Annotated in this window: 11 protein-coding genes; all 11 read left to right on the plus strand. The window is 52.5% G+C overall.

Annotated elements, in window-relative coordinates; genetic code table 11:
- Positions 1-106: 106 nt before the first annotated feature.
- The 11 genes from ispU to dnaE all read left to right on the plus strand — a co-directional run bounded on the left by ispU (position 107) and on the right by dnaE (position 13,805).
- A complete protein-coding gene (gene ispU, locus N1249_RS04015; protein ID WP_182059634.1) occupies positions 107-865 on the plus strand; it encodes a (2E,6E)-farnesyl-diphosphate-specific ditrans,polycis-undecaprenyl-diphosphate synthase in 759 nt (252 codons plus the stop codon).
- A gap of 12 nt (positions 866-877) precedes the next feature.
- Positions 878-1,735: a phosphatidate cytidylyltransferase gene (gene cdsA / locus N1249_RS04020; protein ID WP_014068973.1), complete on the plus strand. Its 858-nt coding sequence runs from the start codon at positions 878-880 to the stop codon at positions 1,733-1,735.
- Between the two features lie 11 nt (positions 1,736-1,746).
- Positions 1,747-3,099 carry a sigma E protease regulator RseP gene (rseP, locus tag N1249_RS04025; protein ID WP_259834776.1) on the plus strand — a complete coding sequence of 451 codons (1,353 nt, stop codon included), beginning with the start codon at positions 1,747-1,749 and terminating at the stop codon, positions 3,097-3,099.
- Between the two features lie 29 nt (positions 3,100-3,128).
- Positions 3,129-5,546 carry an outer membrane protein assembly factor BamA gene (gene bamA, locus N1249_RS04030; RefSeq protein ID WP_259834778.1) on the plus strand — a complete coding sequence of 806 codons (2,418 nt, stop codon included), beginning with the start codon at positions 3,129-3,131 and terminating at the stop codon, positions 5,544-5,546.
- Between the two features lie 121 nt (positions 5,547-5,667).
- On the plus strand, positions 5,668-6,162 hold the full coding sequence (gene skp, locus N1249_RS04035; RefSeq protein WP_259834780.1) for a molecular chaperone Skp: 495 nt from the start codon (positions 5,668-5,670) through the stop codon (positions 6,160-6,162).
- 3 nt (positions 6,163-6,165) lie between these two features.
- A complete protein-coding gene (lpxD, locus tag N1249_RS04040) occupies positions 6,166-7,191 on the plus strand; it encodes a UDP-3-O-(3-hydroxymyristoyl)glucosamine N-acyltransferase (protein ID WP_014068977.1) in 1,026 nt (341 codons plus the stop codon).
- A gap of 104 nt (positions 7,192-7,295) precedes the next feature.
- The gene (gene fabZ, locus N1249_RS04045; RefSeq protein ID WP_010426706.1) at positions 7,296-7,751 is read left to right on the plus strand and encodes a 3-hydroxyacyl-ACP dehydratase FabZ; all 456 of its coding nucleotides are present in this window, start codon (positions 7,296-7,298) and stop codon (positions 7,749-7,751) included.
- Between the two features lie 3 nt (positions 7,752-7,754).
- Complete coding sequence (gene lpxA, locus N1249_RS04050) at positions 7,755-8,543, plus strand: acyl-ACP--UDP-N-acetylglucosamine O-acyltransferase (RefSeq protein WP_259834782.1); 789 nt, start codon at positions 7,755-7,757, stop codon at positions 8,541-8,543.
- Positions 8,543-9,691: a lipid-A-disaccharide synthase gene (gene lpxB, locus N1249_RS04055; protein ID WP_259834785.1), complete on the plus strand. Its 1,149-nt coding sequence runs from the start codon at positions 8,543-8,545 to the stop codon at positions 9,689-9,691. Before lpxA ends, lpxB begins: the two co-directional genes overlap by 1 nt.
- Entirely contained in the window at positions 9,688-10,284 is a 597-nt protein-coding gene (rnhB, locus tag N1249_RS04060) for a ribonuclease HII (protein ID WP_014068980.1), read from the plus strand. The genes lpxB and rnhB overlap by 4 nt, the downstream gene beginning before the upstream one ends.
- Before the next feature lie 38 nt (positions 10,285-10,322).
- Positions 10,323-13,805 carry a DNA polymerase III subunit alpha gene (gene dnaE, locus N1249_RS04065; RefSeq protein WP_259834788.1) on the plus strand — a complete coding sequence of 1,161 codons (3,483 nt, stop codon included), beginning with the start codon at positions 10,323-10,325 and terminating at the stop codon, positions 13,803-13,805.
- The last annotated feature ends 10 nt before the right edge of the window (positions 13,806-13,815 follow it).

Here is a 13,815-nt window from a genome sequence, read left to right on the forward strand (position 1 = left end):
TGACTTTACGTGGTCAGGTAAGCCGTGGTTTGACACGGCTTTTTTATGTATAGGCTTCAGTATTCCTGAGTACCGTTAAATCCTTTTCAGGGACTAAAAACGCGTTATGTTGTCTGCGAATCAACCAATAAGCGAAAACTTGCCAGCTCATGGCTGCCGTCATGTAGCAATCATCATGGATGGCAACGGCCGCTGGGCGAAAAGACAAGGGAAGATAAGAGCCTTTGGGCATAAAGCCGGGGCGAAATCTGTTCGCCGCGCCGTTTCTTTTGCCGCCAATAACGGCATTGATGCGTTAACGCTCTATGCTTTTAGCAGTGAAAACTGGAATCGACCTGCGCAGGAAGTCAGTGCGTTGATGGAATTGTTTGTGTGGGCGCTCGACAGCGAAGTAAAAAGCCTGCATCGCCACAACGTCCGCCTGCGTATTATTGGTGAAACCAGTCGTTTTAACTCACGTTTGCAGGAACGAATTCGTAAAGCAGAAGCGTTGACTGAAAATAATACCGGTCTGACGCTCAATATCGCGGCGAATTACGGCGGACGCTGGGATATTATCCAGGGCGTTCGGCATTTAGCCGAACAGGTTCAGGAAGGGCTGTTGAGACCCGACCAAATTGATGAAGAGGCGCTGGGTCAGCAAATCTGCATGAATGAACTGGCTCCCGTGGATTTGGTAATTAGGACAGGGGGGGAGCATCGCATAAGTAACTTTTTGCTTTGGCAAATAGCCTATGCCGAACTTTACTTTACGGATGTTCTCTGGCCCGATTTTGATGAACAAGACTTTGAAGGTGCGCTGCATGCCTTTGCCAATCGAGAGCGTCGTTTCGGCGGCACCGAGCCTGGTGGCGACAACGCCTGATGGGGGTAGCTTTTGCTGAAGTATCGCCTGATTTCCGCTTTTGTATTAATACCCATTGTCATTGCGGCGCTGTTTTTACTGCCCCCAGTGGGATTCGCCATTGTTACGCTGGTGGTGTGTATGCTCGCCGCGTGGGAATGGGGACAGTTTAGCGGCTTTACCTCGCGCACTCAGCGGGTATGGCTGGCGGTGCTCTGTGGCTTTATTCTGGCCCTGATGCTGTTTACATTGCCTGAATATCATCATGATATTCATCAACCGCTGGTGGCTGGCGCACTTTGGGTGTCGCTGGGCTGGTGGGTTGCCGCGTTGTTGCTGGTGCTTTTTTATCCAGGCTCCGCGGCACTATGGCGTAACTCTAAAGTTTTACGCCTTATTTTTGGCCTGCTCACAATTGTTCCTTTTTTCTGGGGTATGCTCGCGCTGCGCGCATGGCACTATGACGACAACCACTACAGCGGCGCGTTATGGCTGCTCTACGTGATGATTCTCGTCTGGGGGGCTGACTCAGGTGCCTATATGTTTGGTAAACTGTTTGGCAAACATAAACTCGCACCGAAGGTCTCTCCGGGGAAAACCTGGCAAGGATTCATCGGCGGCTTGTTTACGGCAGCGATCATCTCCTGGGGCTACGGCGTCTGGGCGAATCTTGAGGTTGCACCGTCAACCCTGCTGGTATGCTCTATTTTCGCTGCGCTGGCCTCTGTTTTGGGGGATTTAACCGAAAGCATGTTTAAGCGCGAAGCAGGGATCAAAGATAGTGGTCACCTTATCCCAGGACATGGCGGTATACTGGATCGCATTGACAGCCTGACAGCGGCTGTTCCAGTGTTTGCTTGCCTGCTTTTACTGGTATTTGGGACGATTTAACGGAAGGTTTTATGCTGAGCATTCTCTGGAATCTGGCGGCGTTCATAGTTGCACTGGGTGTACTGATTACCGTGCATGAATTTGGCCATTTCTGGGTTGCTCGCCGTTGCGGTGTGCGGGTAGAGCGATTTTCCATCGGTTTTGGTAAATCGCTCTGGAAGCGCACCGACAAACATGGCACCGAGTTTGTCCTCGCACTTATTCCCCTGGGCGGTTATGTCAAAATGCTCGACGAACGCGTCGAGCCTGTCGCCCCTGAACTTCGACACAGCGCGTTTAATAACAAAACGGTTGGACAACGCGCCGCCATCATTGCTGCCGGACCGGTAGCCAATTTCATCTTTGCTATTTTCGCCTACTGGCTGGTGTTTATCATCGGCGTCCCTGGCGTTCGTCCGGTTGTGGGTGAAATTGCCCCCAACTCCATCGCGGCGAGTGCGCAAATTACACCAGGGATGGAACTTAAAGCGATTGATGGCATCGAAACCCCTGATTGGGATGCCGTGCGACTGCAACTGGTTGCCAAAATTGGTGATGCGCAGACCACCGTCAGCGTGTCGCCATTTGGTTCTGACCAGCGGCAGACCAAAGTGCTGGATTTACGCCACTGGAGTTTTGAGCCTGACAAAGAGGACCCGGTCTCTGCACTGGGGATTCGACCGCGCGGCGCGCAGATCGAGCCGGTATTAGCCGAAGTACAGGCAAATTCGGCAGCGAGCAAAGCGGGTTTGCAAGCGGGCGACAGGATCGTTAAAGTCGATGGTCAGCCATTAACACAGTGGATGACCTTTGTTAATCTGGTGCGCGATAATCCAGGCACTTCACTCGCACTGGAAGTAGAAAGGCAGGGGAGTCCGCTGTCACTGACGCTTATCCCGGATACCAAATCGGGCGGCACAAAGGCGGAAGGGTTTGCAGGCGTTGTGCCGAAAGTCATCCCACTGCCAGATGAGTACAAGACAATACGCCAGTATGGGCCGTTCAGCGCCATCCTTGAAGCCACGGATAAAACATGGCAACTGATGAAGCTTACGGTCAACATGTTGGGGAAATTGATAACCGGTGATGTGAAACTGAACAACCTCAGTGGGCCAATCTCTATTGCCCAGGGGGCTGGGATGTCAGCGGAATTCGGGGTGATTTACTATCTCATGTTCCTCGCGCTCATTAGCGTGAACCTTGGGATAATCAACCTGTTCCCGCTTCCCGTATTAGACGGGGGTCATCTGCTGTTTTTAGCCATTGAAAAGCTAAAAGGCGGGCCGGTATCCGAGCGAGTTCAAGACTTTAGTTATCGCATTGGCTCAATTTTGCTGGTGCTGTTAATGGGGCTTGCACTTTTCAATGATTTCTCTCGGTTGTAAGAGAGTGTTAGGAAGAACGCATAATAACGATGGCGATGAAAAAGTTGCTCATAGCGTCGCTGCTGTTTAGCAGCGCCACCGTATACGGTGCTGACGGGTTCGTAGTGAAAGACATTCATTTCGAAGGCCTCCAGCGTGTCGCCGTTGGTGCGGCCCTCCTCAGTATGCCTGTACGCCCCGGCGATACGGTTAATGATGATGATATCAGTAACACCATCCGTGCTCTGTTTGCCACCGGCAACTTTGAGGACGTTCGCGTTCTGCGCGATGGTGATACGCTGCTGGTTCAGGTAAAAGAACGCCCAACGATCGCCAGTATCACTTTCTCCGGTAACAAATCGGTTAAAGATGACATGCTCAAGCAAAACCTTGAAGCATCTGGTGTTCGTGTCGGTGAATCTCTGGACCGCACCACCCTTTCCGATATCGAGAAAGGTCTGGAAGATTTCTACTACAGCGTCGGTAAATACAGTGCCAGCGTGAAAGCGGTGGTGACTCCGCTGCCACGTAACCGTGTAGACCTGAAGCTGGTATTCCAGGAAGGTGTCTCTGCGAAGATCCAACAGATCAACATCGTAGGGAACCATGCTTTCAGTACCGACGAGCTGATCTCAACCTTCCAGCTGCGCGACGAAGTGCCGTGGTGGAACGTTGTTGGCGATCGTAAATACCAAAAACAGAAACTGGCGGGTGACCTTGAAACCCTGCGCAGCTACTACCTGGATCGCGGTTATGCCCGTTTCAACATTGACTCTACCCAGGTCAGTCTGACTCCGGACAAGAAAGGTATCTACATTACGATTAACATTACTGAAGGCGAGCAGTACAAGCTTTCAGGTGTTGAAGTGAGTGGAAACCTGGCGGGGCATTCTGCTGAAATTGAGTCTCTGACTAAAATTCAGCCGGGCGAGCTGTATAGCGGTGCGAAAGTGACCAAAATGGAAGACAGCATTAAGAAGCTGCTCGGCCGTTATGGTTATGCGTACCCGCGTGTACAAACTCAACCTGAAATCAACGACACGGATAAGACCGTTAAGCTGCGCGTAAATGTGGATGCGGGTAACCGTTTCTACGTGCGTAAGATCCGTTTCGAAGGTAACGATACCTCCAAAGATTCCGTCCTGCGCCGCGAAATGCGTCAGATGGAAGGTGCATGGCTGGGTAGCGACCTGGTAGACCAGGGTAAAGAGCGTCTGAACCGTCTGGGTTACTTTGAAACGGTAGATACCGATACCCAACGCGTACCGGGCAGCCCTGATCAGGTTGATGTCGTCTATAAAGTCAAAGAGCGTAACACCGGTAGCTTTAACTTCGGTGTAGGTTACGGTACTGAAAGCGGTGTGAGCTTCCAGGTTGGTGTTCAGCAGGATAACTGGCTGGGTACAGGTTACTCTGTTGGTATCAACGGCACCAAAAACGACTACCAGACCTATTCTGAATTCTCTGTTACCAACCCGTACTTCACCGTTGACGGTGTGAGCCTGGGTGGTCGTATCTTCTATAACGACTTTAAAGCAGATGATGCAGACCTGTCTTCCTATACCAACAAGAGTTACGGTGTAGACGGAACGCTTGGCTTCCCAATCAACGAATACAACACTCTGCGTGCAGGTTTAGGCTACGTGCATAACGACCTGTCCAACATGCAGCCGCAGGTGGCAATGTGGCGTTACCTGGACTCCATTGGGCAGTCAACCAGTAAGACCGGCGACAACAACGGTTTTGCGGCAGATGACTTCACCTTTAACTATGGCTGGACGTATAACCGTCTTGACCGTGGTTACTTCCCGACGGAAGGTTCTCGCGTCAATCTGAACGGTAAAGTTACCGTGCCGGGTTCCGATAACGAGTTCTACAAAGTCACGCTGGATACCGCGTCTTACTTCCCAATCGATGACGATCATAAGTGGGTCGTCCTGGGTCGTACACGTTGGGGTTATGGCGATGGTTTAGGTGGCAAAGAACTGCCATTCTATGAAAACTTCTATGCGGGTGGTTCCAGCACCGTACGTGGCTTCCAGTCCAACAACATTGGTCCGAAAGCGGTTTACTACGGCGGGAACGATACGGATAACTGTAATAAATCCTCGTCAAAAGACGTCTGTAGCTCCAACGATGCGGTGGGTGGTAACGCGATGGCGGTTGCCAGCCTGGAGTTCATCACTCCAACGCCGTTTATCAGTGACAAGTATGCAAACTCCGTACGTACATCCGTATTCTGGGATGCGGGTACAGTGTGGGATACCAACTGGGAAAATACCGCTCAGATGCGTGCAGAGGGCATTCCGGACTACAGCGATCCGAGCAATATTCGCATGTCTGCGGGTATCGCATTACAATGGATGTCACCGCTGGGGCCGTTGGTCTTCTCTTACGCCCAGCCGTTTAAGAAATATGATGGAGATAAGTCGGAGCAATTCCAGTTTAACATTGGTAAAACCTGGTAATAATCCGCAGCAACGGAATGCAATGGCAGTGTAGCGCTGACAACCGGCGATCGGTAAACGGTCGCCTTGCCACGCAAAGAACGGTACCTTTAGGTGCTAATGGGATGGTAAGGAGTTTATTGTGAAAAAGTGGTTATTAGCTGCAGGTCTCGGTTTAGCGATGGTAACTTCTGCTCAGGCAGCAGACAAAGTTGCAATCGTCAATATGGGTAGCTTGTTCCAGCAGGTTGCGCAGAAAACAGGTGTTTCCGCAACTCTGGAAAACGAGTTCAAAGGCCGTGCAAGCGAACTGCAAGGTATGGAAAACGATCTTCAGTCCAAGATGCAGCGTTTGCAGCGTGATGGTTCTACCATGAAAGCCGCCGATCGCAGCAAAATGGAAAAAGACGTCATGGCTCAGCGCCAGACTTTCTCCCAGAAAGCACAGGCTTTCGAGCAGGATCGTCAGCGTCGTTCTAACGAAGAACGCGGTAAACTGGTGACTCGCATTCAGACCGCTGTTAAAGCCGTTGCTGCCGATCAGGGTATCGATCTGGTTGTCGATGCGAATGCCGTTGCTTACAACAGCAGCGATGTTAAAGACATCACCGCTGATGTTCTGAAACAGGTTAAATAAGTAATGCCTTCAATTCGACTGGCTGATTTAGCTCAGCAGTTGGATGCAGAATTACACGGTGATGGCGATCTCGTCATCACCGCTGTTGCGTCCATGCAATCTGCTAAAACTGGCAACATTACCTTCATGGTAAGCCCTAAGTACCGTGAACATCTGGCTCAATGCCAGGCGTCTGCCGTTGTTCTGACGCAGGACGATCTTCCATTTGCCACAGGCGCTGCACTGGTAGTGAAAAATCCGTACCTGACGTATGCACGCATGGCTCAAATTCTTGATACCACGCCGCAGCCGGCACAGAACATTGCTGCCAGTGCAGCGATTGATCCAACGGCGCAGCTGGGTAACAACGTTTCAATTGGCGCAAACGCCGTTATCGAATCTGGGGTTGTGCTCGGCGATAACGTGGTGATTGGCCCGGGTTGTTTCGTTGGGAAAAATACGAAAATTGGCGCCGGTTCCCGTTTATGGGCCAATGTGTCCGTTTACCACGAAGTCGAGATCGGCGAAAATTGCCTCGTTCAGTCCAGTACTGTGATCGGTTCTGACGGATTTGGTTACGCCAACGATCGTGGTAACTGGGTTAAGATCCCGCAGCTTGGTCGCGTGATTATCGGCGATCGTGTTGAGATCGGTGCCTGTACCACCATCGACCGTGGTGCGCTTGACGACACCATTATTGGTAACGGTGTTATCATCGATAACCAGTGTCAGATTGCACATAACGTTGTGATTGGCGACAATACTGCCGTTGCTGGTGGTGTCATCATGGCGGGCAGCCTCAAAATTGGTCGCTACTGTATGATTGGCGGTGCCAGCGTGATCAACGGGCATATGGAAATATGCGACAAAGTCACGGTAACAGGAATGGGCATGGTGATGCGTCCTATCACTGAGCCAGGCGTCTATTCCTCTGGTATTCCGCTACAGCCTAATAAGGTGTGGCGTAAAACAGCAGCTCTGGTGATGAATATTGATGATATGAGCAAGCGACTCAAGGCTCTTGAGCGCAAGATCGATCAACAAGACTAAGCGTTCATCCAATAAACGCTAAATTTCCCGGCCTGTCGGCTTTCTTATAAACCGGCAGGCCGTGTTATTATTGCTATTCAGTACATTTTGACAGGAAGAGTATTTTGACTACTGACACTCATACTCTGCATATTGAAGAGATTTTAGAACTTCTGCCGCACCGCTACCCGTTCTTGCTGGTAGACCGTGTGCTGGATTTTGAAGAAGGTCGTTTTCTGCGCGCAGTGAAAAATGTCTCCGTTAACGAGCCATTCTTCCAGGGGCACTTCCCTGGTAAACCTATCTTCCCGGGTGTGTTGATCCTGGAAGCGATGGCACAGGCTACCGGTATTCTGGCGTTTAAAAGCGTTGGTAAGCTGGAGCCTGGTGAGCTGTATTACTTCGCGGGTATCGATGAAGCGCGCTTTAAGCGTCCAGTCGTGCCTGGTGATCAGATGATCATGGAAGTCACTTTTGAAAAAACGCGTCGCGGCCTGACTCGCTTCAAAGGCGTAGCTCTGGTTGACGGCAAAGTTGTTTGCGAAGCGACGATGATGTGTGCTCGTAGCCGGGAGTCCTGATACGTGATTGATAAATCTGCCTTTATTCATCCTACTGCTATTGTGGAAACCGGTGCCATCATCGGTGCTAACGTTCACATTGGCCCGTTTTGTATTGTTGGACCCCATGTCGAAATTGGTGAGGGTACAGTACTGAAATCTCACGTTGTGGTGAATGGTCATACGACTATTGGCTGCAATAACGAGATCTATCAGTTCGCCTCCGTCGGCGAAGTTAACCAGGATCTGAAATATGCTGGTGAAGCGACCCGTCTGGAAATCGGCGATCGTAACCGTATTCGCGAAAGCGTCACCATTCATCGTGGAACAGTACAGGGTGGTGGATTGACGAAGGTGGGCAGCGACAACCTGTTTATGGTTAATGCGCACATCGCGCATGACTGTACTGTGGGTGACCGCTGTATTCTTGCCAATAACGCAACGCTGGCAGGACACGTATCGGTTGATGATTTCGCAATCATTGGCGGCATGACCGCAGTTCATCAGTTCTGCATCATTGGTGCACACGTGATGGTCGGCGGTTGCTCCGGCGTGGCGCAAGACGTCCCGCCGTATGTGATTGCGCAGGGCAACCATGCAACGCCATTTGGCGTAAACATCGAAGGCCTCAAGCGTCGTGGCTTCAGCCGCGAAGCGATTACAGCCATCCGCAACGCGTACAAACTGCTGTACCGTAGCGGTAAAACGCTGGAAGAGGCGAAGCCGGAAATTGCCGAGCTGGCGAATAAGCACCCTGAAGTGAACGCGTTCATGGAATTCTTTGAGCGTTCAACGCGTGGTCTGATTCGTTAATGGTCGACAGTCGTCCGCTTACGATAGCCCTGGTCGCCGGAGAAACCTCCGGCGATATTCTTGGTGCAGGTCTTATCCGTGCACTCAAGGCGCGTGTACCTAATGCTCGCTTTGTTGGCGTAGCAGGCCCGCTGATGCAGGCCGAAGGCTGTGAAGCCTGGTATGAAATGGAAGAACTGGCGGTGATGGGCATTGTTGAAGTGCTCGGTCGTTTACGTCGTCTTCTGCATATCCGTGCCGATCTCACCCATCGTTTTACCGACCTCAAACCTGATGTGTTTGTCGGTATCGATGCGCCTGATTTCAACATTACCCTTGAAGGGAACCTGAAAAAACAGGGCATCAAAACCATTCACTATGTCAGTCCGTCTGTCTGGGCGTGGCGACAGAAACGTGTTTTCAAAATTGGTAGATCCACCAATCTGGTGCTGGCTTTTCTGCCTTTCGAAAAAGCGTTTTATGACAAATTTAATGTCCCGTGTCGTTTTATCGGTCATACCATGGCGGATGCGATGCCGCTTGAACCAGATAAAAATGCCGCGCGTGACGTTCTGGGCATTCCCCACGATGTGCACTGTCTGGCGTTACTGCCAGGAAGCCGTGGCGCTGAAGTGGAAATGCTCAGTGCCGATTTCCTGAAAACGGCGCAGATCCTTCGCCAGACATACCCCGACCTTGAAGTGGTTGTGCCGCTGGTTAATGCCAAACGCCGTGAGCAATTTGAGCGCATTAAAGCCGAAGTTGCACCCGATCTCCGCGTTCATATGCTTGACGGGAAGGGACGTGAAGCGATGGTTGCCAGCGATGCCGCACTGCTGGCATCTGGCACGGCAGCACTGGAGTGTATGCTGGCGAAATGCCCGATGGTGGTGGGCTATCGCATGAAGCCATTCACCTTCTGGCTGGCGAAACGCCTGGTGAAAACCGACTACGTTTCACTGCCAAACCTGCTTGCCGGGCGTGAGTTGGTGAAAGAGCTTTTGCAGGATGAGTGCCAGCCACAGGCGTTGGCCGATGCGCTATTGCCGCTTCTTGCAGACGGTAAAACCAGCCACCAGATGCATGACACATTCCGGGAATTGCATCAGCAGATCCGCTGTAATGCCGATGAGCAAGCGGCTGACGCGGTGCTGGAGCTAGCAAAATGATGGAATTTATTTACCCACATACGCATCTTGTTGCCGGTGTGGATGAAGTCGGGCGCGGTCCGTTGGTTGGCGCGGTGGTCACCGCAGCGGTGATCCTCGATCCTGCGCGTCCGATTATTGGCCTGAACGATTCGAAAAAACTGTCTGAAAAGCGCCGACTGGCGTTGTTCGACGAGATAAAAGAACATGCGCTGGCCTGGAGTCTGGGGCGCGCAGAGCCGCATGAGATCGATGAACTGAACATCCTGCACGCCACTATGCTGGCGATGCAGCGTGCGGTGGCAGGCCTGAAAATTGCTCCCGAATACGTTCTGATTGACGGTAACCGTTGCCCTGCATTGCCAGTGCCATCTATGGCGGTCGTCAAAGGCGATAGCCGGGTAGCAGAAATCAGTGCGGCATCTATCATTGCCAAAGTGACACGCGATGCCGAAATGGCCGCGCTGGACCTCACTTATCCCCAGTATGGTTTTGCCCAGCACAAGGGATATCCAACCGCTTTCCATCTGGAAAAGCTGGCTGAACATGGCGCAACTGAACATCATCGGCGCAGTTTTGGCCCGGTGAAACGTGCGCTGGGACTGGTGTCCTGAATCAAGACGCAAGCAATTAAGTAACGCGGAATCTGAAGATGGCTGAACCACGTTTCGTACACCTGCGGGTGCATAGCGACTACTCCATGATCGATGGGCTGGCAAAGACCGGGCCGCTGGTGAAAAAGGCGGCCGCTCTGGGTATGCCTGCGCTGGCGATCACCGATTTTACCAACCTGTGTGGCCTGGTGAAGTTCTACGGAACGGCGCATGGCGCTGGGTTAAAACCGATCGTCGGGGCAGATTTTCATGTGCAGAGCGAGCTGTCTGGCGATGAAATGACGCAGATAACCGTGCTGGCCATGAACAACACGGGTTATCAGAACCTCACTCTGCTTATCTCAAAAGCGTATCAGCGCGGATATGGCGCGCTGGGGCCGTGGATCGACCGCGACTGGCTGGCTGAGCTGAACGACGGTTTGCTGCTGATTTCAGGCGGCCGCATGGGGGATGTCGGCCAGAGTCTGCTGCGTGGCAATAGTGCGCTGGTTGATCAGTGCGTTGCATTCTATGAAAAGTATTTCCCGGATCGCTACTATCTGGAGCTGATCCGTACCGGGCGTGCGGACGAAGAGAACTATCTTCATGCGGCTGTTGCGCTTGCCGAAGAGCGTGGCTTGCCCGTTGTAGCGACGAACGATGTGCGTTTTCTTGAGCCGGGTGACTTTGACGCCCACGAAATTCGTGTCGCTATCCACGATGGTTTTACCCTCGACGACCCCAAACGCCCGCGTAGCTACTCGTCGCAGCAGTATATGCGTAACGAAGACGAGATGTGCGAGCTCTTCTCTGACATCCCGGAAGCGCTGGAAAACAGCGTAGAGATTGCCAAACGCTGTAACGTTACCGTGCGTCTGGGTGAGTATTTCCTGCCGCAGTTCCCGACGGGCGACATGACCACGGAAGATTTCCTGGTTGTGAAATCGAAAGAAGGTCTGGAAGAGCGTCTGGAATTCCTGTTCCCGGATGAGGCCGTCCGCAAAGAAAAACGCCCGCCGTATGATGAGCGTCTGGATGTCGAACTCCAGGTTATTAACCAGATGGGTTTCCCGGGTTACTTCCTGATCGTAATGGAGTTTATCCAGTGGTCGAAAGATAACGGCGTGCCGGTAGGCCCGGGACGTGGTTCCGGTGCGGGCTCGCTGGTTGCTTACGCGCTCAAGATTACCGACCTCGATCCGCTGGAATTTGACCTGCTGTTCGAACGTTTCCTTAACCCGGAACGTGTCTCCATGCCTGACTTCGACGTTGACTTCTGTATGGAGAAACGCGACCAGGTTATCGAACACGTAGCGGACATGTACGGCCGTGATGCGGTATCACAGATTATTACTTTCGGTACGATGGCGGCGAAAGCGGTTATCCGCGACGTGGGCCGTGTACTGGGCCATCCGTATGGCTTTGTTGATCGCATCTCGAAACTGGTTCCGCCCGATCCGGGCATGACGCTGGCGAAAGCGTTTGAAGCTGAACCGCAGCTGCCGGAAATCTACGAAGCTGACGAAGAAGTCAAAGCACTGATCGACATGGCGCGCAAGCTGGAAGGGGTTACGCGTAACGCCGGTAAACATGCGGGTGGTGTGGTAATCGCGCCCACCAAAATTACTGATTTTGCGCCACTCTATTGTGACGAAGCCGGCCAGCACCCGGTTACCCAGTTTGATAAGAACGACGTGGAATATGCCGGGCTGGTGAAGTTCGACTTCCTCGGCCTGCGTACGTTGACGATCATCGACTGGGCGCTGAAGATGATCAACCCGCGGCGCGAAAAGCAAGGTCTTGAGCCAATAGACATTGCCGCCATCCCGCTGGATGACAAGAAAAGTTTCGATATGCTGCAACGCTCGGAAACCACAGCGGTTTTCCAGCTTGAATCCCGCGGCATGAAAGATCTGATTAAGCGTCTGCAACCCGACTGCTTCGAAGATATGATCGCGCTGGTGGCCCTGTTCCGCCCGGGCCCACTGCAATCAGGGATGGTAGATAACTTTATCGACCGTAAGCACGGACGCGAAGAGATCTCCTACCCGGATGTCCAGTGGCAGCATGAAAGCCTGAAACCGGTACTGGAGCCAACCTATGGCATCATCCTGTACCAGGAACAGGTAATGCAGATTGCCCAGGTGCTCTCTGGTTATACCCTCGGCGGCGCGGATATGCTGCGTCGTGCAATGGGTAAGAAAAAGCCGGAAGAGATGGCCAAGCAGCGCGGCACCTTCGAGGAAGGGGCAAAAAATAACGGCGTTGACGGCGAACTGGCGATGAAAATCTTCGACCTGGTGGAGAAATTCGCCGGGTACGGATTTAACAAATCTCACTCTGCCGCCTATGCTTTGGTTTCGTACCAGACGCTATGGCTAAAAGCGCACTATCCGGCTGAATTTATGGCGGCAGTAATGACTGCCGATATGGACAACACCGAGAAAGTGGTTGGCCTGGTAGACGAATGCTGGCGCATGGGGCTTAAGATCCTGCCGCCGGACATTAACTCTGGTCTGTACCATTTCCACGTTAACGAACACGGGGAAATTGTGTATGGGATCGGCGCGATCAAAGGCGTGGGTGAAGGTCCGATCGAGGCGATCATCGAAGCGCGTAACAACGGTGGTTATTTCCGTGAGTTATTCGATCTTTGCGCCCGTACCGATACCAAAAAACTGAACCGCCGGGTGCTTGAAAAGCTGATCATGTCTGGGGCGTTCGACAGACTCGGGCCGCACCGCGCCGCGCTGATGAATTCGCTCGGCGATGCGCTGAAAGCTGCCGATCAGCACGCAAAAGCGGAAGCCATTGGCCAGGCAGATATGTTTGGCGTACTGGCAGAAGAGCCAGAGCAGGTTGAGCAGTCGTATTCCAACTGCCAGCCGTGGCCAGAACAAGTAGTACTGGATGGGGAACGTGAAACGTTAGGCTTGTACCTGACAGGTCACCCCATTAACCAGTACATCAAAGAAATTGAGCGCTATGTCGGAGGCAACAGGCTAAAAGACATGCATCCGACAGATCGTGGTAAAATCACCACGGCTGCGGGGCTCGTGATTGCTGCAAGGGTTATGGTCACCAAGCGCGGCAATCGAATCGGCATCTGTACGCTGGATGACCGTTCCGGGCGGCTGGAGGTGATGTTGTTCACCGACGCGCTGGATAAATACCAGCAATTGCTGGAAAAAGACCGCATACTTATCGTCAGCGGACAGGTCAGCTTTGATGACTTCAGCGGGGGGCTTAAAATGACCGCCCGCGAAGTGATGGACATTGACGAAGCCCGGGAAAAATATGCTCGCGGGCTTGCTATCTCGCTGACGGACAGGCAAATTGATGACCAGCTTTTAAACCGACTCCGTCAGTCTCTGGAACCCCACCGCTCGGGGACAATTCCAGTACATCTCTACTATCAGAGGGCGGATGCACGTGCGCGGTTGCGCTTTGGTGCAACGTGGCGTGTCTCTCCGAGCGATCGTTTACTAAACGATCTCCGTGGCCTCATTGGTTCGGAGCAGGTGGAACTGGAGTTTGACTAATACAGGAATA

Source organism: Enterobacter sp. CP102, assembly GCF_025152625.1.
Lineage (GTDB): Bacteria > Pseudomonadota > Gammaproteobacteria > Enterobacterales > Enterobacteriaceae > Enterobacter > Enterobacter soli.

Coding starts and splice junctions, on each gene's coding strand:
- dnaE (WP_259834788.1), top strand. CDS start 10,323: ATGGCTGAACCACGTTTCGTACACCTGCGGGTGCATAGCGACTACTCC.
- rnhB (WP_014068980.1), top strand. CDS start 9,688: ATGATGGAATTTATTTACCCACATACGCATCTTGTTGCCGGTGTGGAT.
- ispU (WP_182059634.1), top strand. CDS start 107: ATGTTGTCTGCGAATCAACCAATAAGCGAAAACTTGCCAGCTCATGGC.
- rseP (WP_259834776.1), top strand. CDS start 1,747: ATGCTGAGCATTCTCTGGAATCTGGCGGCGTTCATAGTTGCACTGGGT.
- lpxD (WP_014068977.1), top strand. CDS start 6,166: ATGCCTTCAATTCGACTGGCTGATTTAGCTCAGCAGTTGGATGCAGAA.
- lpxB (WP_259834785.1), top strand. CDS start 8,543: ATGGTCGACAGTCGTCCGCTTACGATAGCCCTGGTCGCCGGAGAAACC.
- bamA (WP_259834778.1), top strand. CDS start 3,129: ATGGCGATGAAAAAGTTGCTCATAGCGTCGCTGCTGTTTAGCAGCGCC.